The organism is Streptomyces sp. NPDC022552 (assembly GCF_055561875.1).
In genome coordinates, this window is record NZ_JBVHGJ010000003.1 from 659870 (window position 1) to 675215 (window position 15346).

Below are 15346 nucleotides of genomic sequence, written 5' to 3' on the forward strand. Positions count from 1 at the left end.
GGGGGCCCGTTTTTACGTTCTAGCAAGGTCCCGATCGGGGAAAGGGGCTGTGTTCGGCCATTCGGGTGCGGCAAGATCCTTCAATGGAGCACGTTTCCGAGCACGTTTCCGAACAGGTCTTCCGCGACATCAGCCTGCTGCCCAAGGCGCATCTGCATCTGCACTTCACCGGTTCGATGCGGCCCACGACGCTCATCGAGCTGGCGGACAAGTACGGCGTCCATCTCCCGGAGGCGCTGAGCAGCGGCACACCACCCAAGCTGCGGGCCACCGACGAGCGCGGCTGGTTCCGCTTCCAGCGGCTGTACGACATCGCCCGGTCCTGCCTGCGAGAGCCCGAGGACATCCAGCGCCTGGTCCGCGAGGCGGCCCAGGAGGACGTGCGGGACGGCTCGGGATGGCTGGAGATCCAGGTCGACCCCACCTCGTACGCACCGCTGCTCGGCGGTCTGATCCCGGCGATGGAGATCATCCTCGACGCGGTCGACTCGGCCGCGCGCGAGACGGGCCTCGGGATGCGGGTCCTGGTGGCGGCGAACCGGATGAAGCACCCGCTGGAGGCCCGCACGCTCGCGCGGCTCGCGGTGCGCTACGCGGACCGGGGCGTGGTCGGCTTCGGGCTCTCCAACGACGAGCGCCGGGGCATGGCCCGCGACTTCGACCGCGCGTTCGCCATCGCCCGCGAGGGCGGTCTGCTCGCGGCTCCGCACGGCGGTGAGCTGACGGGGCCCTCGTCGGTACGGGACTGTCTGGACGACCTCCGGGCGGCGCGGATCGGCCACGGGGTGCGGGCGGCGGAGGACTCCCGGGTCCTGCGCAAGCTCGCCGAGAGGGGCGTGACCTGCGAGGTCTGCCCGGCGTCGAACGTGGCGCTGGGGGTTTACGAGAAGCACGAGGACGTCCCGCTGCGCACGCTCTTCGAGGCGGGCGTCCCGATGGCCCTGGGCGCGGACGACCCGCTGCTCTTCGGGTCGCGGCTCGCGGCCCAGTACGAGATCGCCCGCCGTCACCACGGCTTCACGGACGCGGAACTGGCGTCCCTGGCCCGTCAGTCGATCCACGGCTCGGCGGCGCCGGAGGACGTCAGGCGGAAGCTGCTCGCGGGCGTCGACGACTGGCTGGCCGCCCCGGCGGCGTGAAGCGGTGCAGGGGCGGGTGGGCCTGGAAGCCGATGTCGATCTCGGGCCGGTCCCATCGGTGGTCGGGCTCCAGGTAGGGGGTGAGCGAGGCGACGAGGGCGTCGTGCCCCTGCCGTGCGCGCTTCTCCAGCGGCCCGAAGCCGGCCGCCGTCCCGACCGCCGTGGCAGCGGCGGCGAAGACGTCCCGGCCGCCGAAGAGGAAGAGCGTGTGGGCGTGCGCCTCGGGCCGGAGCCATTCCGTCGCGCGCCGGTGGCGCCGCTCCCACTCCGCGTGCCAGGCGGCCGCGTGGGCGGCGGTGCGCTCCTCGCTCGTACGGACGGTCAGCGGGCGGCCGTCCCGGAGGCGGCCCCTGAGCCGTGGCCACGCGGAGGGACGCAGGCCTGCCGAGGGGTGGGCGAGGACGAGGTCGACCGGCACCCCGGGGGAGAAGGTGCGCGGAAGGCTCTCGCGCAGCGGCACGTGGACGATCGTGTGCCGGGAGAAGGCCGCGAAGGAGAACAGGGCGGCGAGCCGGGACAGCCCGTCGTGGTCTCCGAGGAGATAGCCCCAGCGGTCACCGAGCGGGTCGTTGAGCGTGGTGTGCCGCAGCGGGTGCCAGGGCTGTACGACCCGGTGCTCCAACGGGCCGGTACGGGGCCTGAATTCACGGACTCGTAGACGCATGGGCGTCAGCGTGACCCGGCGGGACCCCGCGCGGCAACGTCATTGCGGTGCGGCGATCCCGGCCAGCAGGGTGCGGGCGAGGGAGCTCGCGAAGGTGTCGAGGTCCTGCGGAGGCTCCTTGCCGACCTTCGCGTCGTAGGCGAACGCCCGCTGCGAGCACGCGCCCAGCAGCAGGGACGCCGCCGCGAACGTGTCGACGCCGGGGCCGACCCGCCCCGCCTCCTGCTCGGCGCGCAGATACGCGTCGAGGCTCTCCAGCGGCCGGTGCGGTCCGGTGCCGAGCCGCAGCATCGCCGCGTCGTGACGGGCCTTGAGCCGGGTCTCGGCGTACAGGGACGCGCCGATCGGGAAGCTCTCCGCGTAGAAGAGGGTGGCGCGGCGGGCGATCTCGGTGAGGTTCTCCTCCACCGATCGCCGCCCCGGTTCGGCGGCCAGCGATTCGAGCAGCGGCGCCAGCTTGGGGAGCCGTTCGGACAGGACGGCGACGAAGAGCTCCTCCTTGCCCGCGAAGTACTTGTAGAGCGCCGCCTCCGAGCAGCCGGCTCCCCGCGCGATCTCCTTGGTCGTCGTACGGGCGAGGCCCACGGTGGTCCACAGCTCGTGCGCCGCGTCGAGGATCCGTTCCCGCGTGGGCTTCTGCTCCATGGGTTCTCCAACCGGCTTGACGGAGGGGTGAGTACACACTCACTCTAGGGGTGAGTGAACACTTACCCACCCCTAGGAGGGTGCGACATGAAGCTCACCGTCTTCGGCGCGACCGGCGGAATCGGCCAGGAGATCGTCCGCCAGGCACTGGCCGGCGGCCACGACGTGACGGCCGTCGTCCGCGATCCGGCACGGTTCACGGTCACCGGCGAACGCCTGGAGGTCCACCGCGCGGACCTCACCGACCCGGACACGCTGCGCGGCGCGGTCGCCGGCAAGGACGCCGTGCTCTCCGGCCTCGGTGCCCGCGGCCGCGCGGACGCGGGGATCGCCGCGAAGCTGACCCGCTCGGTCCTCGCCGCGATGGACGCCGAGGGCGTCCGGCGCCTGCTGGTGGTCAGCGCCGCCCCGCTCGGCCCCACCCCGGACGGGCAGTCCGTCCTCGACAGGGCCGTGCTCGGGATCGTCAACGCGGTCCTGAAGGACATCTACGACGACCTGCGCGTGATGGAGCGCGACCTGGCGTCGAGCGCCACGGACTGGACCTCCGTACGCCCGCCCAAGCTCACGAACGCCCCGGTCAGCGGTCGCTACCGCACGGTCGTCGGCGGGAACCCGCGCCGCGGTCGCTCCCTCTCCCGGGCCGACGTCGCCCACGCCATGCTGGCGATGGTCGACGACCCGGCGACGGTGAAGCAGGGCGTCGGGGTCGCCTACTGACCGGCGCCGGGACAGTCGTCGCCGCGCTTCTCAACCGGGCGGTACGTGGTCGTCCGCGGGCCGACCGCCGACGCGCCACCCGGCCACTCCAGGACCGCGGTCCGCTCCGAGGTCAGGGTCATGAAGCCCGCCAGCGGAAGGTCGTTCACCCAGTCGACGATCGTCTGCGTCCGCCCGTCGCCCTCGCCGTCGGCCCGCCACAGACGGCCCGCGAAGACCGCGTAGCGCGTCTCGCACTCCTTGGTCATGTCGTACGGGTACCGGACGCCCCGTTCCGGGCGCTCGGGGCCGAGGGTGGCGGCGGGGGCGTCCCGGTACCGCCGCTCCGGCTCCTGGCCCAGGCACTCCGGCGCGGGTCCGGCCAGCGGGCGGAAGCGGAGCGCGGGCAGGGCGGCGGGGGTCTCCGTCTCGAAGACGGCCTTGTCGGGCTCGGAGCGGGAGCGGACGCCGTCCGTCCACCTCATGAAGCCGCGCATACGGTCGACCGCCCACCGCACCGTGACCGACGAGCCGCCGTCGGTCCGCTCCCAGACCCGGCCGCCGAAGACGGCGTAGCGGAGGTCGCAGACGGCGGAGAGGTCGTAGCGGTAGCGGACGTTCTCGACCGGCCTCCCGGGCCCGGTGTCCAGGGGGTCGTGGGGTCCGGACGGGGGCTGGGGCGCGTACTTCCCCTGGTACGGGTAGGTGGGGGTGACCGGCCCGGCGGTCGGGCCCGAGGGCGGGGCCGGTCGGTCCTTCCCGCTCACGCCGAGGACGGAGCCACCGGCGACCACGAGCGTGGCCGCCCCCGCCGCGAGCGATCGCCGTACGTGCCGGATGCGCCGCCCGCGTGCCACGACGGCCGTGACGGGCGCGGACTCCCGTACCGGATCATCGGCGAGATCGCGCAGGCCGCGTCGCAGCCTCACGAAGTCCTCGGAGTCGTCCATCACGCACCCCTTCCCGCGTATCCGGCGAGCGCGCCCCCGGCGCGCAGCCGTGCCAGGGCCCTGTTGGTCCGGCTCTTGACCGTCCCGGGCGAGCAGCCGAGCAGCTCGGCCGTCTGTTCGACGGACAGGTCCTCGTAGAAGCGGAGCACCACGACCGCGCGCTGGGCGCGGGGCAGCGCGGCGAGCGCGCGGGCCAGTTCGAGGCGGGCGTCGGCGCCCCCGGCCATGTCGTGGTGGTCGGGCGAGGGCGCGCCGTCGTGCGCGGGGCGCACGATCTCGGTGTGCCAGCGGCGGCGGCGCCAGGTCGCGTAGAGGTTGACGACGACCTTGCGGGCGTACGCCTGGGGCGAGTCCCAGCCGGCCGAGCCGCCCCAGCGCAGATAGACCTTGACCAGCGCGGCCTGGACGAGGTCCTCGGCGGCGTGCGGGTCACCGGTCAGGAGCCGGGCGGTGCGCAGGAGTGAGGCGTACGCCGACTCCGCGAACGCGGCGAACTCCGGTGGGCCCGTCCCCTCCACGGCTCCCCCTCGACGAGCGTGCGGCCCCGCTTCCCGGGAGCCTGTCACCCACTCGACAACCTGGGGAACCCGGAGGGTTCCACGGACATGCTCAGATGCTGACGCCCACGGTGACGGGCTCGTTGACGAGCGTGATCCCGAAGGCGTCCCGCACGCCGACGACGACCTCGCGGGCGAGTGCGAGGAGGTCCTCGGTGGTGGCCTCGCCACGGTTGGTGAGGGCGAGGGTGTGCTTGGTGGAGATACGCGCGGGACCGGAGCCGTAGCCCTTGGTGAAACCGGCCTTGTCGATGAGCCAGGCCGCCGAGGTCTTCACGGCGCCGTCCGCGCCGGCGGGGAACGCCGGCGGGGTCACGTCGGCGCCGAGCCGCTCGGCGACACGGGCGAGGAAGGTCTCGTACTCCGCCGCGCCGAGGATCGGGTTGGTGAAGAAGGAGCCGGCCGACCAGGTGTCGTGGTCGTCGGGATCCAGGACCATGCCCTTCCCGGCCCGCAGCCTCAGGACGGTCTCCCGGGCCTGCGCGAGCGGGACACGGTCACCGGCCTCGACGCCGAGGGCGCGGGCGGTCTCGGCGTACTTGATCGGCGCGGAGAGCCCCGCCGCGTCCTCCAGCTCGAAGCGGACGCGCAGCACGATGTAGCGATCCGGGTCGGCCTTGAAGCGGCTGTGGCGGTAGGAGAAGTCACATGCGGCGTTGGAGAGGGTGACGGTCTCGTCGGCCCGGCGGTCGTAGGCGACGACCTCGGTGATGGTCGCGGAGACCTCCTGGCCGTACGCGCCGACGTTCTGGATCGGGGTCGCGCCGGCCGATCCGGGGATCCCGGCGAGACACTCGATCCCGGCGAGTCCGGCCTCGACGGTCCGCGCCACGGCGTCCGTCCAGACCTCACCGGCGGCGAGCTCGAGCGTGGTCCCGTCGAGCGCGAAGCCCTTGGTCGCGATCCGCAGGGCGGTCCCGTCGAACCCCTTGTCACCGATGACCAGATTGGACCCACCGCCGACGACGAGCAGCGGTGTCCCGGCGGCATCCGCCTCGCGGACGACGGCGATCACCTCGTCATCGGTACCGGCCGTGACAAGCCGCCCGGCGGGGCCGCCGAGCCGGAAGGTGGTGAGGGGAGCGAGGGGAGCGTCGTGGAGTTCCTGCACGCGCTCAAGAGTACGGGCTCCCCCCGTCCGCCCCGGGCCACGCCCCGACCCCGGGAGAACGGGGACGCCGCCACCCCCGTGCCCAAGGAGGCCGGGCAGCCGCTCCCAGCGGCCACCCGTCCCCACGCGTTCAGCGATCAGCGATCAGCGATCAGCGATCGTGACGCTACGCAAGCCTGACCACGGCCCGCGACACACCCAGGACCTTCTGCCCCGCCGACTTCGCGAGCAGGTCCACCCGGACCAGACCGTCGTCCAGCTTCGCCGCCACCTTGGCGTCGACCTCGATCACCGCGCCCTCGTCGTCGTTGGGCACGACCACCGGCTTGGTGAAGCGCACGCCGTACTCGACGACAGCGGCCGGGTCACCGACCCAGTCCGTCACGACGCGGATCGCCTCGGCCATGGTGAACATGCCGTGCGCGATGACGTCCGGCAGGCCGACCTCGCGGGCGAACTTCTCGTTCCAGTGGATCGGGTTGAAGTCCCCGGAGGCGCCCGCGTACTGCACCAGCGTGGCGCGCGTCACGGGGAAGGACTGCGCCGGCAGCTCCGTGCCGACCTCGACCTCGTCGTAAGCGATCTTCGCTGCCATGACTCAGGCCTCCTCGGGCGCGCGCGAGACGAGCTTGGTCCAGGCGGTCACGACGTGCTCGCCGGTCTCGTCGTGGACCTCACCGCGGATGTCCAGGATGTCGTTGCCGGCCATCGTCTTGATCGCCTCGATGGTCGAGGTGACCGAGAGCCGGTCACCCGCCCGCACCGGCCGGGTGTACGCGAACTTCTGGTCGCCGTGCACGACGCGGCTGTAGTCCAGGCCCAGCTGCGGGTCCTCGACGACCTGGCCGGCCGCCTTGAACGTGATCGCGAACACAAAGGTCGGCGGGGCGATCACATCGGGGTGGCCGAGCGCCTTCGCGGCTTCCTGATCGGCATAGGCGGGATTCGCGTCGCCGATCGCCTCGGCGAACTCGCGGATCTTCTCGCGTCCGACCTCGTAGGGCGCGGTGGGCGGATAGGTCCGGCCCACGAAGGACTGGTCGAGCGCCATGGACTCGATACCTCCTGGATTTGTTGCCGACAAACGACACGAGGCCGCCCCCTGAGCGGGGACGGCCTCGTGTACGAGCCTGATTAACGCGTCTCGCGGTGTGCAGTGTGCGAGTTGCAGCGAGGGCAGTGCTTCTTCATCTCAAGACGGTCCGGGTTGTTACGCCGGTTCTTCTTGGTGATGTAGTTCCGCTCCTTGCACTCCACGCAGGCCAGCGTGATCTTCGGGCGGACGTCGGTGGCAGCCACGTGAGTGCTCCTTGACGGACGGATGGACGGATGAACGCATAAAAGAGTAGCCGATCGAAGGACCGACCCCACAATCGGCTACCGTGTGTAGCGGTGACCGGACTTGAACCGGTGACACAGCGATTATGAGCCGCTTGCTCTACCGACTGAGCTACACCGCTTTGATGATCCGGATCCCGCCCGAAGGCGGGTTCCCTCTCACCAGAGCCCCAATACGGAATCGAACCGTAGACCTTCTCCTTACCATGGAGACGCTCTACCGACTGAGCTATTGGGGCGAGCGATGAAGACATTACACGGTCCTCCGCCGATCGCCCAAATCCGTTTCGCGGCCCCCTCGGGCGGGCACGCGCGCGCACCCGTCACCCCCGTCCCGTGCGCCACTCGTATGCCACAGGTACGCCACACGTGGCCTCATCAGTACGACTATTGCGCTCCTCCTCGAAGGGCGGCCTGACCGCCCCTAGGCTCGGCCCCACGCTGCGTGATCTTGATCTTGAGCTTGAACTTGAGGAGCCTTGAGGAGCCCGATGTCAGCCGACAGCAAGCAGCCCCAGCCGCCCGACGACCGGTCCGCTGCCACCGCCGACTCCACCTCGCTCCTGCTCTCCAACGCCCGCCTCACCGACGGCCGGACGGTGGACGTCCGGCTCGTCGGCGGCCGGATCGAGGCCGTCGGAACGGCGGGCAGCCTCACGGCCGTCGGCGCCCGCGTCGATCTCGCCGGCTATCTGCTGCTCCCCGCCCCCGCCGAGCCGCACGCCCATGCCGACACCGCCCTCAGCGCCGACACCCCGGGCCCCGTCTCGTACGCCCCCGAGGAGGTGCAGCGGCGGGCCACCGAGGCCGCGCTGCTCCAGCTCGGCCACGGCGCCACCGCGCAGCGCGCGCACGTCAGGATCGGCGACGTCCACGGCCTCGGCCCGCTCGAAGCCGTGCTCCAGGCCCGGCGTTCGCTGCGCGGCCTGGTGGACCTGACCACGGTCGCGGTGCCCCGGCTGCTCACCGGCGTGGCGGGCGCGGACGGGCTCGCGATGCTGCGGGACGCGGTGAAGATGGGCGCGAGCGTGGTGGGCGGCTGCCCGGACCTGGACCCCGACCCGACCGGGTACGTGGAGGCGGTCCTGGAGGTGGCGGCCGAGCAGGGCTGTCCGGTGGACCTGCACACGGACGCGGACGACCCGGCGCGGCTCGCCCGGTTCGCCGCCATGGCGGGCGGGCTGCGGCCCGGTGTGACGATCGGCCCGTGCGCGGGGCTCGCGCGGCTCCCCTCGGACGCGGCGCGACGGGCCGCGGACCAGCTGGCGGCGGCCGGCGTGACGGTGGTCTGCCTGCCGCAGGGCGGCTGCGAGGCGACGGAGCAGCGCGGCGCCGCACCGGTCCGGCTGCTGCGCGCCGCGGGGGTACGGCTCGCGGCCGGCAGCGGGGCGCTGCGGGACGTGGCCAACCCGGTGGGGCGCGGGGACCCGCTGGAGGCCGCGTATCTGCTGGCGTCGCTCGGCGGGCTGCCGGCGGAGGAGGCGTACGGGGCGGTGAGCGCGGCGGCGCGTACGGCGATGGGGCTGACCGAGGTACGGGTCGAGGCCGGGTTCCCCGCCGAACTGCTCGCCGTGCGCGGCGAACGCCTCTCGGGCGTGCTGTCCCTCGCGTACAGCCGGATCGTCGTGCACCGGGGGCGGGTGGTGGCCCGGACGAGCGCGGTCCGCGAGTACTGCGACTCGGCGGCGGCGCTCGATCTGCCGCGCCAGGCCCGGCCGGAACGCCCCGATCCGGGAAGCCCTCCGGCCGGTCCCGTCGTACGGTCGTGAGTATGCGCATTGTCATCGCTGGAGGACATGGTCAGATCGCCCTGCGTCTGGAGCGCCTGCTCTCGGCGGCGGGGCACGAGCCGGTGGGGCTCATCCGCAGACCGGAACAGGCCGACGACCTGCGTGCGGCGGGCGCGGAACCGATCGTCCTGGACCTGGAGTCGGCCACGGTGGACGAGGTCGCCGCGGCCCTGCGGGGCGCCGACGCGGCCGTCTTCGCGGCCGGCGCGGGCCCGGGCAGCGGCGCGGACCGCAAGGACTCGGTGGATCGCGCGGCGGCGGTCCTCTTCGCCGACGCGGCGGAACGGGCGGGCGTACGCCGGTTCATCGTCGTCTCCTCGATGGGCGCGGACTCCGCCCACCGGGGCGACGAGGTCTTCGACGCCTACCTCCGCGCCAAGGGCGCGGCCGACGACGCCGTACGCGCCCGTACGGCCCTGGACTGGACGATCCTGCGCCCCGGCATGCTCACGAACGACGCGGGCAAGGGCCTGGTCCGTCTGGAGGCCTCGACGGGCCGCGGCCCGATCCCCCGCGACGACGTGGCGGCGGTCCTGGCCGAACTCCTGGAGACCCCGGGCACGGCGGGCCTGACCCTGGAGCTGATCAGCGGCTCGACGCCGGTGACGGTGGCGGTGAAGGCGGTGGCGGGCGAGTAGCCCCACCCGCGGAACGAAGAAGGTCCCCGGTGCGAACACCGGGGACCTTCTCTATCGCGTGGCGGCGCCAGGATTCGAACCTGGGTAGGCTAAGCCGACGGATTTACAGTCCGCTCCCATTGGCCACTCGGGCACACCGCCATGGGATGTCGCTGCTCGGAGCCGCTTTTCGGCGGTGCTCCGTGGCAACGACGTAAACGATACCTGATCCCCCGGGGTGCTTCGCCACCGGATTGATCAGCGGTCCGGGCACGATCGGATGACTAGGCTTGGCGCCGTACGCCACGCAACCGCATCGCATCCGAGCAAGGAGCCACACGTCATGGCCGACTCCAGTTTCGACATCGTCTCCAAGGTCGAGCGGCAGGAGGTCGACAACGCCCTCAACCAGGCCGCGAAGGAGATCTCGCAGCGCTACGACTTCAAGGGCACCGACGCCTCGATCTCCTGGTCGGGCGAGAAGATCCTGATGCAGGCGAACGGCGAGGAGCGCGTGAAGGCGATCCTCGACATCTTCGAGACCAAGCTGATCAAGCGCGGGATCTCGCTCAAGTCGCTGGACGCGGGTGAGCCGCAGCTGTCCGGCAAGGAGTACAAGATCTTCGCCACGATCGAGGAGGGCATCTCCCAGGAGAACGCCAAGAAGGTCGCGAAGGCCATCCGCGACGAGGGCCCCAAGGGCGTCAAGGCGCAGGTGCAGGGTGACGAGCTGCGGGTCAGCTCGAAGAGCCGGGACGACCTTCAGGCCGTGCAGGCGCTGCTCAAGGGCAAGGACTTCGACTTCGCGATCCAGTTCGTGAACTACCGCTAGTCACCAGCTGCGCGTCCGAAAACCGCCAGCTCCGGGCGGGCGGGCCTCGCACACTGGACGACAGGTGAGCGCGAGGAAAGGAACCGTCATGACGGTCTACGCATACGTCGAGGGGCCCCTGGGCCCGATGCTGCTCGTCGGGCGGGGCGCCGGTCACGGTGGACGGACCGAGCTGGTCTCGCTGTCGCTGCCCGGGCAGAAGGGCGGTGCCGCCGTCGAGGACGGCTGGCGGCACGCGCCCGAGGCCTTCGAGGAGATCGCCGGGCAGCTCGACGAGTACTTCGCGGGGCGCCGGGAGCGGTTCGAGATCCCGTTCGCCCAGAGCGGTACGGACTTCCAGCGGCGCGTCTGGCGCGCCCTGGAGGAGATCCCCTACGGCGCCACCCTCTCGTACGGGGACATCGCCCGGACGGTCGGGTCCTCCGGGGCCGGGGTGCGGGCCGTCGGCACCGCGATCGGACGCAACCCGCTGCTCGTGGTGCGGCCCTGTCACCGCGTCATCGGCGCGGACGGCAGTCTGCGCGGGTACGCGGCCGGCCTGGAGCGCAAGGAGCGGCTGCTCGGCCTGGAGCGGGCCGTGTGATGGACGCGCTGTTTCCGCGTGAGCGGGCGGAGATCGCCCCCGGCGCCGTGCATGTCCCCGGGTGGCTCTCCCCCGGTCGGCAGCGGGAGTTGGTGGTCGCCTGCCGGGAGTGGGGGCGCGGGCCCGTCCCGTACCGGCACACCGTGTTGCCGGGCGGCGGGGTGATGTCGGTGCGGTCGCTCTGCCTCGGCCGACGCTGGGTTCCGTACCGGTATCTCGACACGGTCGAGGTCGAACTGCCCGGATGGTTGGGCAAGTTGGGACGTGACGCCGTGGCCGAGGCCTATGGGGACGACGGCGGCTTCGCGCCGGACACCGCCCTGGTGAACTTCTACGACGCGGGCGCCGGCGCGAAGATGGGGCTGCACCAGGACAAGGAGGAGCGGTCCGGGGCGCCGGTGGTGTCGCTGAGCCTCGGCGACCGTTGCGTGTTCCGGTTCGGGAACACCGAAACCCGGGGGAAGCCTTACACGGACGTGGAGTTGGCGTCCGGTGACCTCTTCGTCTTCGGCGGGCCCTCGCGCTTCGCGTACCACGGCGTGCCCAAGGTGCTTCCGGACACCGCCGATCCGGAGCTCGGACTGACGGGCCGCCTGAACATCACCCTGCGCGAGACGGGGCTCTAGCGCGAGCGCGAGTGGCCGAAGAGGATCCGGTACGCGATCAGCAGCACCAGCGCGCCGCCGACGGCCGAGAGCCAGGTGGCCGTGTCGTAGAAGCCGGTGGTGATCGGGCGGTCCAGGAACGTGGACGAGAGCCAGCCGCCGACGAAGGCGCCGGCGATGCCGATGACGGTCGTGCCGATGAGCCCGCCCGGGTCGCGGCCCGGGAGCAGGACCTTGGCTATGACGCCCGCGATGAGGCCCAGGACGATCCAGCTGATGACGTTCATGCCTGGGAGGACGCCTGGGCGCCGGGTGCGGTTGCGGTCGCGGTCGCGGGGCCCCGTAGTGTGCCGTGCATGACACAGGGCCTGCGCCGCTCCCTCGGGGTGTTCGACGCCGTCGTCATCGGGCTCGGCTCGATGGTCGGCGCCGGGATCTTCGTCGCGCTCGGCCCGGCGGCCGAGGCGGCCGGAGCCGGGCTGCTCCCCGCGCTCGGGATCGCGGCGATCGTCGCGTACTGCAACGCCATGGCCTCGGCCCGGCTCGCCGCGCTGTACCCCGCGTCCGGTGGCACCTATGTGTACGGTCGCGAACGTCTCGGGCCGTTCTGGGGGTACATGGCGGGCTGGGCGTTCGTCGTCGGCAAGACGGCCTCGTGCGCGGCGATGGCGCTGACGGTCGGGGCGTACGTGTGGCCGGAGCACGCGCACGCGGTGGCGGTCGCCGCCGTGGTGGCGCTGACGGCCGTGAACTACGGCGGTGTGCAGAAGTCCGCCCTGCTGACCCGGGTGGTCGTGGCGCTGGTCCTGGCCGTTCTGGCGGCCGTCGTCGTCGCCTCGCTGAGCGCGGACGCCGTCGACTTCGGACGGCTCGCGCTCGACGCGGAGGTGACGGCGAGCGGGGTGCTCCAGGCGGCGGGGCTGCTGTTCTTCGCCTTCGCGGGGTACGCGCGGATCGCCACGCTCGGCGAGGAGGTACGCGATCCGGCCCGGACCATCCCCCGGGCCGTGCCGCTCGCCCTCGGGATCGCGCTGGCCGTCTACGCGGCGGTGGCGGTGAGCGTCCTGGCCGTCCTCGGGCCGCAGGCCCTCGCGGCCTCCCCCGCCCCGCTGGTGGACACGGCCCGGGCGGCCGGCGCCGGATGGCTGGTGCCCGTCGTCACGGTCGGCGCGGCCGTCGCGGCCCTCGGCTCGCTGCTCTCGCTGATCCTCGGGGTCTCCCGTACGACCCTGGCGATGGCCCGGGACGGCCATCTGCCGTCCGGGCTGGCCGCCGTGCACCCGCGCTTCCGGGTGCCGCACCGGGCGGAGCTCGCGGTGGGCGCGGTGGTGGCCGTGGTGGCGGCCACGGCGGACGTGCGGGGCGCGATCGGCTTCTCGTCCTTCGGCGTACTCGCCTACTACGGCATCGCCAACGCCTCGGCGTGGACGCTGGGACCCTCGCAGGGACGCGCGAACCGGGTGCTCGCGGCGACCGGCCTGGCCGGCTGCGGTGCGCTGGCGTTCGCGCTGCCCCCCGGGTCCGTCCTGGCCGGCGTCGGGGTCCTCGCGGTGGGCACGGTCGCGTACGCGGTCAGCCGGGGGCGGCACACCGGCACGTGAGGGGCGCGATCCCCCCGTGGGACGCCGGAGGTCACCAGAGCCGGCCGAAGGCCAGCCACACCCCGAGCCAGAGCAGGAGGCCCCCGCCGGTCAGGAGCAGCGCCACCTTGCGGATCACCGTGGCGGGCCGGGCCTCGTGGGCGACCCTGCCGGGCCGGCGCGGGTCGTAGACGACGGTGACGGTGGACGCACCGGAACCGCCGGCGTACGGGCGCGGGATGCCGGCGGAGTCGTTGAAGTAGTACCGGGGACGCGCGTCGCCGGTCCCGACCGGCTCGGCGTCCGTGGTCACGCCGTGCCGGGCGAGACGGGTCCGGCGGAGCACCTCCTCGACGGCGAGGAGGAACACGGACAGCCCGACGAAGAGCGGGAGGAGCCCGGTGGTCACGCCGAGGTCGCGCGTACCGGGGGAGTCGTCGGCCCAGATGCCGTAGCCGGCGTAGGCGATGGCGATGACCGCGACGACCGCGATCCGGTACCAGCGCGTGCCGTGGGCGGTGGGACGGGTGACGAGCGCGCTGCCGACCGGGTCGCGCCGCTCGGGCAGCGCGTCGTTGAGCGTGGCGGCGAAGGAGGCGGACGCGGCCTCGGCGACCTCGTCGACCCGATGGACCTCACCGTCGGTGAGCACGATCTCCAGGCCGGACCGCCCGGGAGCTCCGCCGACGCGGGCTTCGGCGACGCGGGCCTCCGCGACGGCCGCGAGGGGGATGACGGTCAGCCCCTCGGTCCGCGCGCCGGTGCGCGAGAGGGTGAGTGCGCCGGTGCCGAGGGTGAGGGACACCCGGCGGCCTTCGAGTCTGTGTATCGAACCCATGCGCATGATCATGACGGGCACGGGCGGCGGAGGCCACGCCGGGAGGGGCGGCCTAGCGGACCGTGTAGCCGCCGTACGCCTGCTCCGTACGGACGATCTCCTTGCCCAGCGGCAGCAGCGATACCGGGATCAGCTTGAAGTTCGCGATGCCCAGCGGGATGCCGATGATCGTGATGCACAGGACGATGCCCGTGGCGATGTGCCCCAGCGCGAGCCACCAGCCCGCGAGGATCAGCCACAGCACGTTGCCCACGCAGGACGGGGCACCCGCGTCGTGGCGGTCCACGACCGTGTAGCCGAAGGGCCAGAGGGCGTAGATCCCGATCCGGAACGCGGCGAGTCCGAAGGGGATACCGATGATCGTGATGCACAGCAGGACGCCGGCCACCATGTAGCCGAGGAACATCCAGAAGCCGCACAGGATCAGCCAGATGACGTTCAGGATTGTGTTCACGGGCGGCGACCTGCCATCTGTTCGAGTCGGGCGATGCGCTCCGCCATCGGCGGATGCGTCGAGAACATTTTCGAAACGCCTTTGCCCCCTCCGAAGGGGTTCGCAATCATCATGTGGCTGGCGGTCTCGATCCGCGGCTCGGGCGGCAGCGGCAGCTGCTTCGTGCCGGCGTCGAGCTTGCGCAGCGCACTGGCCAGTGCCAGCGGGTCGCCCGTGAGCTGGGCGCCCGAGGCGTCCGCCTGGTACTCCCGGGAGCGGCTGATGGAGAGCTGGATGAGGGAGGCTGCGACCGGGCCCAGGATCATGACCAGGAGCATGCCGAGCAGGCCGGGTCCGTCGTCGTCGCTGGAGCGGCCGACCGGGATCAGCCAGGCGAAGTTGACCAGGAACATGATCACGGAGGCCAGCGCACCGGCGACCGAGGAGATCAGGATGTCCCGGTTGTAGACATGGCTCAACTCGTGGCCGATGACTCCGCGCAGCTCGCGCTCGTCGAGGATCGCGAGGATGCCCTCGGTGCAGCAGACGGCCGCGTTCCGCGGGTTCCGGCCGGTGGCGAACGCGTTGGGCGCCTGGGTGGGCGAGATGTAGAGCCGGGGCATCGGCTGGCGCGCCTGGGTGGAGAGCTCGCGCACCATCCGGTAGAGCTCGGGGGCCTCGAACTCGCTCACCGGGCGGGCGCGCATGGCCCGCAGGGCCAGCTTGTCGCTGTTCCAGTAGGCGTACGCGTTGGTGCCGAGCGCCACGACGACCGCGACGATCAGACCTGTACGTCCGAAGAAGCTGCCGATGACGATGATGAGGGCCGAGAGCCCTCCGAGGAGTACGGCGGTCCTCAGCCCGTTGTGCCGGCGGTGCACGGTACGCCCTCCAAGTGGTGCGGCAGGGGAACCCTTTGCTCGGTGGTGGTCCATTTCCAGTGGACCCTCCCGTACTGGTCAACG

Annotated in this window: 20 protein-coding genes and 3 tRNA genes; 8 read left to right on the forward strand and 15 right to left on the reverse strand. The window is 72.3% G+C overall.

Annotated features, from left to right (window positions below):
- Nucleotides 1–83: 83 nt before the first annotated feature.
- Entirely contained in the window at nucleotides 84–1139 is a 1056-nt protein-coding gene (locus ACZ3OF_RS12895; protein ID WP_467304408.1) for an adenosine deaminase, read from the forward strand.
- Here the strand turns inward: ACZ3OF_RS12895 and ACZ3OF_RS12900 are convergent.
- The gene (locus ACZ3OF_RS12900; protein ID WP_361667488.1) at nucleotides 1084–1803 is read right to left on the reverse strand and encodes a hypothetical protein; all 720 of its coding nucleotides are present in this window, start codon (nucleotides 1801–1803) and stop codon (nucleotides 1084–1086) included. The genes ACZ3OF_RS12895 and ACZ3OF_RS12900 overlap by 56 nt on opposite strands.
- A 39-nt stretch (nucleotides 1804–1842) precedes the next feature.
- The gene (locus ACZ3OF_RS12905; RefSeq protein ID WP_361667486.1) at nucleotides 1843–2448 is read right to left on the reverse strand and encodes a TetR/AcrR family transcriptional regulator; all 606 of its coding nucleotides are present in this window, start codon (nucleotides 2446–2448) and stop codon (nucleotides 1843–1845) included.
- A gap of 87 nt (nucleotides 2449–2535) precedes the next feature.
- On the opposite strand from ACZ3OF_RS12905, the gene ACZ3OF_RS12910 reads away from it, so the two are divergent.
- Nucleotides 2536–3168 carry an NAD(P)-dependent oxidoreductase gene (locus tag ACZ3OF_RS12910; RefSeq protein ID WP_467304410.1) on the forward strand — a complete coding sequence of 211 codons (633 nt, stop codon included), beginning with the start codon at nucleotides 2536–2538 and terminating at the stop codon, nucleotides 3166–3168.
- Here ACZ3OF_RS12910 and ACZ3OF_RS12915 read toward each other — a convergent pair.
- The 8 genes from ACZ3OF_RS12915 to ACZ3OF_RS12950 all read right to left on the reverse strand — a co-directional run bounded on the left by ACZ3OF_RS12915 (nucleotide 3162) and on the right by ACZ3OF_RS12950 (nucleotide 7342).
- On the reverse strand, nucleotides 3162–4097 hold the full coding sequence (locus ACZ3OF_RS12915; RefSeq protein WP_467304412.1) for a hypothetical protein: 936 nt from the start codon (nucleotides 4095–4097) through the stop codon (nucleotides 3162–3164). The genes ACZ3OF_RS12910 and ACZ3OF_RS12915 overlap by 7 nt on opposite strands.
- Nucleotides 4097–4615 (reverse strand): SigE family RNA polymerase sigma factor, encoded by a 519-nt coding sequence (locus ACZ3OF_RS12920; RefSeq protein ID WP_361667479.1) that lies wholly within the window; start codon nucleotides 4613–4615, stop codon nucleotides 4097–4099. The genes ACZ3OF_RS12915 and ACZ3OF_RS12920 overlap by 1 nt, the downstream gene beginning before the upstream one ends.
- Before the next feature lie 91 nt (nucleotides 4616–4706).
- The gene (locus ACZ3OF_RS12925; RefSeq protein WP_467304414.1) at nucleotides 4707–5765 is read right to left on the reverse strand and encodes a UDP-N-acetylmuramate dehydrogenase; all 1059 of its coding nucleotides are present in this window, start codon (nucleotides 5763–5765) and stop codon (nucleotides 4707–4709) included.
- 166 nt (nucleotides 5766–5931) lie between these two features.
- Nucleotides 5932–6360 carry a MaoC family dehydratase gene (locus ACZ3OF_RS12930; RefSeq protein WP_361667474.1) on the reverse strand — a complete coding sequence of 143 codons (429 nt, stop codon included), beginning with the start codon at nucleotides 6358–6360 and terminating at the stop codon, nucleotides 5932–5934.
- A 3-nt stretch (nucleotides 6361–6363) separates the two neighbouring features.
- Nucleotides 6364–6816: a MaoC family dehydratase N-terminal domain-containing protein gene (locus tag ACZ3OF_RS12935; RefSeq protein ID WP_361667471.1), complete on the reverse strand. Its 453-nt coding sequence runs from the start codon at nucleotides 6814–6816 to the stop codon at nucleotides 6364–6366.
- A gap of 83 nt (nucleotides 6817–6899) precedes the next feature.
- Nucleotides 6900–7064: a 50S ribosomal protein L33 gene (gene rpmG / locus ACZ3OF_RS12940; protein WP_003956487.1), complete on the reverse strand. Its 165-nt coding sequence runs from the start codon at nucleotides 7062–7064 to the stop codon at nucleotides 6900–6902.
- A gap of 88 nt (nucleotides 7065–7152) precedes the next feature.
- Nucleotides 7153–7225 (reverse strand) — tRNA-Met (locus ACZ3OF_RS12945).
- Nucleotides 7226–7269: 44 nt separating this feature from the next.
- Nucleotides 7270–7342: transfer RNA gene (locus ACZ3OF_RS12950), tRNA-Thr, on the reverse strand.
- 252 nt (nucleotides 7343–7594) lie between these two features.
- Here ACZ3OF_RS12950 and ACZ3OF_RS12955 point away from each other — a divergent pair.
- Together ACZ3OF_RS12955 and ACZ3OF_RS12960 are read left to right on the forward strand one after the other, a co-directional pair.
- Nucleotides 7595–8872: an amidohydrolase family protein gene (locus ACZ3OF_RS12955; protein WP_361667468.1), complete on the forward strand. Its 1278-nt coding sequence runs from the start codon at nucleotides 7595–7597 to the stop codon at nucleotides 8870–8872.
- A 2-nt stretch (nucleotides 8873–8874) separates the two neighbouring features.
- Nucleotides 8875–9531, forward strand: a complete 657-nt coding sequence (locus ACZ3OF_RS12960; RefSeq protein WP_361667465.1) for an NAD(P)H-binding protein — start codon at nucleotides 8875–8877, stop codon at nucleotides 9529–9531.
- 59 nt (nucleotides 9532–9590) lie between these two features.
- Here the strand turns inward: ACZ3OF_RS12960 and ACZ3OF_RS12965 are convergent.
- A tRNA-Tyr gene (locus ACZ3OF_RS12965) sits at nucleotides 9591–9672 on the reverse strand.
- Nucleotides 9673–9853: 181 nt separating this feature from the next.
- On the opposite strand from ACZ3OF_RS12965, the gene ACZ3OF_RS12970 reads away from it, so the two are divergent.
- The 3 genes from ACZ3OF_RS12970 (at nucleotide 9854) to ACZ3OF_RS12980 (ending at nucleotide 11551) form a co-directional block, all read left to right on the forward strand.
- Nucleotides 9854–10342 carry a YajQ family cyclic di-GMP-binding protein gene (locus tag ACZ3OF_RS12970; protein WP_147980723.1) on the forward strand — a complete coding sequence of 163 codons (489 nt, stop codon included), beginning with the start codon at nucleotides 9854–9856 and terminating at the stop codon, nucleotides 10340–10342.
- A gap of 88 nt (nucleotides 10343–10430) precedes the next feature.
- The gene (locus tag ACZ3OF_RS12975) at nucleotides 10431–10925 is read left to right on the forward strand and encodes a methylated-DNA--[protein]-cysteine S-methyltransferase (protein ID WP_467304418.1); all 495 of its coding nucleotides are present in this window, start codon (nucleotides 10431–10433) and stop codon (nucleotides 10923–10925) included.
- Entirely contained in the window at nucleotides 10925–11551 is a 627-nt protein-coding gene (locus tag ACZ3OF_RS12980; RefSeq protein ID WP_467304419.1) for an alpha-ketoglutarate-dependent dioxygenase AlkB family protein, read from the forward strand. Before ACZ3OF_RS12975 ends, ACZ3OF_RS12980 begins: the two co-directional genes overlap by 1 nt.
- Here the strand turns inward: ACZ3OF_RS12980 and ACZ3OF_RS12985 are convergent.
- Nucleotides 11548–11817: a GlsB/YeaQ/YmgE family stress response membrane protein gene (locus ACZ3OF_RS12985; RefSeq protein ID WP_361667406.1), complete on the reverse strand. Its 270-nt coding sequence runs from the start codon at nucleotides 11815–11817 to the stop codon at nucleotides 11548–11550. The two genes, ACZ3OF_RS12980 and ACZ3OF_RS12985, sit on opposite strands and share 4 nt — an antisense overlap.
- A gap of 69 nt (nucleotides 11818–11886) precedes the next feature.
- Between ACZ3OF_RS12985 and ACZ3OF_RS12990 the strand changes: the two genes are divergently transcribed.
- Complete coding sequence (locus tag ACZ3OF_RS12990; RefSeq protein WP_361667403.1) at nucleotides 11887–13131, forward strand: APC family permease; 1245 nt, start codon at nucleotides 11887–11889, stop codon at nucleotides 13129–13131.
- A 31-nt stretch (nucleotides 13132–13162) separates the two neighbouring features.
- On the opposite strand, the gene ACZ3OF_RS12995 is transcribed toward ACZ3OF_RS12990, so the two are convergent.
- Genes ACZ3OF_RS12995 through htpX form a run of 3 tightly spaced genes read right to left on the reverse strand, consistent with a single transcriptional unit; the run spans nucleotide 13163 to nucleotide 15262 of the window.
- On the reverse strand, nucleotides 13163–13948 hold the full coding sequence (locus ACZ3OF_RS12995) for a hypothetical protein (RefSeq protein ID WP_467304422.1): 786 nt from the start codon (nucleotides 13946–13948) through the stop codon (nucleotides 13163–13165).
- Between the two features lie 52 nt (nucleotides 13949–14000).
- Complete coding sequence (locus ACZ3OF_RS13000; RefSeq protein WP_361667398.1) at nucleotides 14001–14402, reverse strand: YccF domain-containing protein; 402 nt, start codon at nucleotides 14400–14402, stop codon at nucleotides 14001–14003.
- The gene (gene htpX / locus ACZ3OF_RS13005; RefSeq protein ID WP_361667396.1) at nucleotides 14399–15262 is read right to left on the reverse strand and encodes a zinc metalloprotease HtpX; all 864 of its coding nucleotides are present in this window, start codon (nucleotides 15260–15262) and stop codon (nucleotides 14399–14401) included. Before htpX ends, ACZ3OF_RS13000 begins: the two co-directional genes overlap by 4 nt.
- Nucleotides 15263–15346: the final 84 nt, after the last annotated feature.

What these genes read in the sequence shown, in the direction of transcription:
- ACZ3OF_RS12895 (WP_467304408.1), top strand. Translation starts at nt 84, where the DNA reads ATGGAGCACGTTTCCGAGCACGTTTCCGAACAGGTCTTCCGCGACATC.
- ACZ3OF_RS12900 (WP_361667488.1), bottom strand. Translation starts at nt 1,803, where the DNA reads ATGCGTCTACGAGTCCGTGAATTCAGGCCCCGTACCGGCCCGTTGGAG.
- ACZ3OF_RS12905 (WP_361667486.1), bottom strand. Translation starts at nt 2,448, where the DNA reads ATGGAGCAGAAGCCCACGCGGGAACGGATCCTCGACGCGGCGCACGAG.
- ACZ3OF_RS12910 (WP_467304410.1), top strand. Translation starts at nt 2,536, where the DNA reads ATGAAGCTCACCGTCTTCGGCGCGACCGGCGGAATCGGCCAGGAGATC.
- ACZ3OF_RS12915 (WP_467304412.1), bottom strand. Translation starts at nt 4,097, where the DNA reads ATGGACGACTCCGAGGACTTCGTGAGGCTGCGACGCGGCCTGCGCGAT.
- ACZ3OF_RS12930 (WP_361667474.1), bottom strand. Translation starts at nt 6,360, where the DNA reads ATGGCAGCGAAGATCGCTTACGACGAGGTCGAGGTCGGCACGGAGCTG.
- ACZ3OF_RS12935 (WP_361667471.1), bottom strand. Translation starts at nt 6,816, where the DNA reads ATGGCGCTCGACCAGTCCTTCGTGGGCCGGACCTATCCGCCCACCGCG.
- ACZ3OF_RS12955 (WP_361667468.1), top strand. Translation starts at nt 7,595, where the DNA reads ATGTCAGCCGACAGCAAGCAGCCCCAGCCGCCCGACGACCGGTCCGCT.
- ACZ3OF_RS12960 (WP_361667465.1), top strand. Translation starts at nt 8,875, where the DNA reads ATGCGCATTGTCATCGCTGGAGGACATGGTCAGATCGCCCTGCGTCTG.
- ACZ3OF_RS12970 (WP_147980723.1), top strand. Translation starts at nt 9,854, where the DNA reads ATGGCCGACTCCAGTTTCGACATCGTCTCCAAGGTCGAGCGGCAGGAG.
- ACZ3OF_RS12975 (WP_467304418.1), top strand. Translation starts at nt 10,431, where the DNA reads ATGACGGTCTACGCATACGTCGAGGGGCCCCTGGGCCCGATGCTGCTC.
- ACZ3OF_RS12980 (WP_467304419.1), top strand. Translation starts at nt 10,925, where the DNA reads ATGGACGCGCTGTTTCCGCGTGAGCGGGCGGAGATCGCCCCCGGCGCC.
- ACZ3OF_RS12985 (WP_361667406.1), bottom strand. Translation starts at nt 11,817, where the DNA reads ATGAACGTCATCAGCTGGATCGTCCTGGGCCTCATCGCGGGCGTCATA.
- ACZ3OF_RS12990 (WP_361667403.1), top strand. Translation starts at nt 11,887, where the DNA reads ATGACACAGGGCCTGCGCCGCTCCCTCGGGGTGTTCGACGCCGTCGTC.
- ACZ3OF_RS12995 (WP_467304422.1), bottom strand. Translation starts at nt 13,948, where the DNA reads ATGGGTTCGATACACAGACTCGAAGGCCGCCGGGTGTCCCTCACCCTC.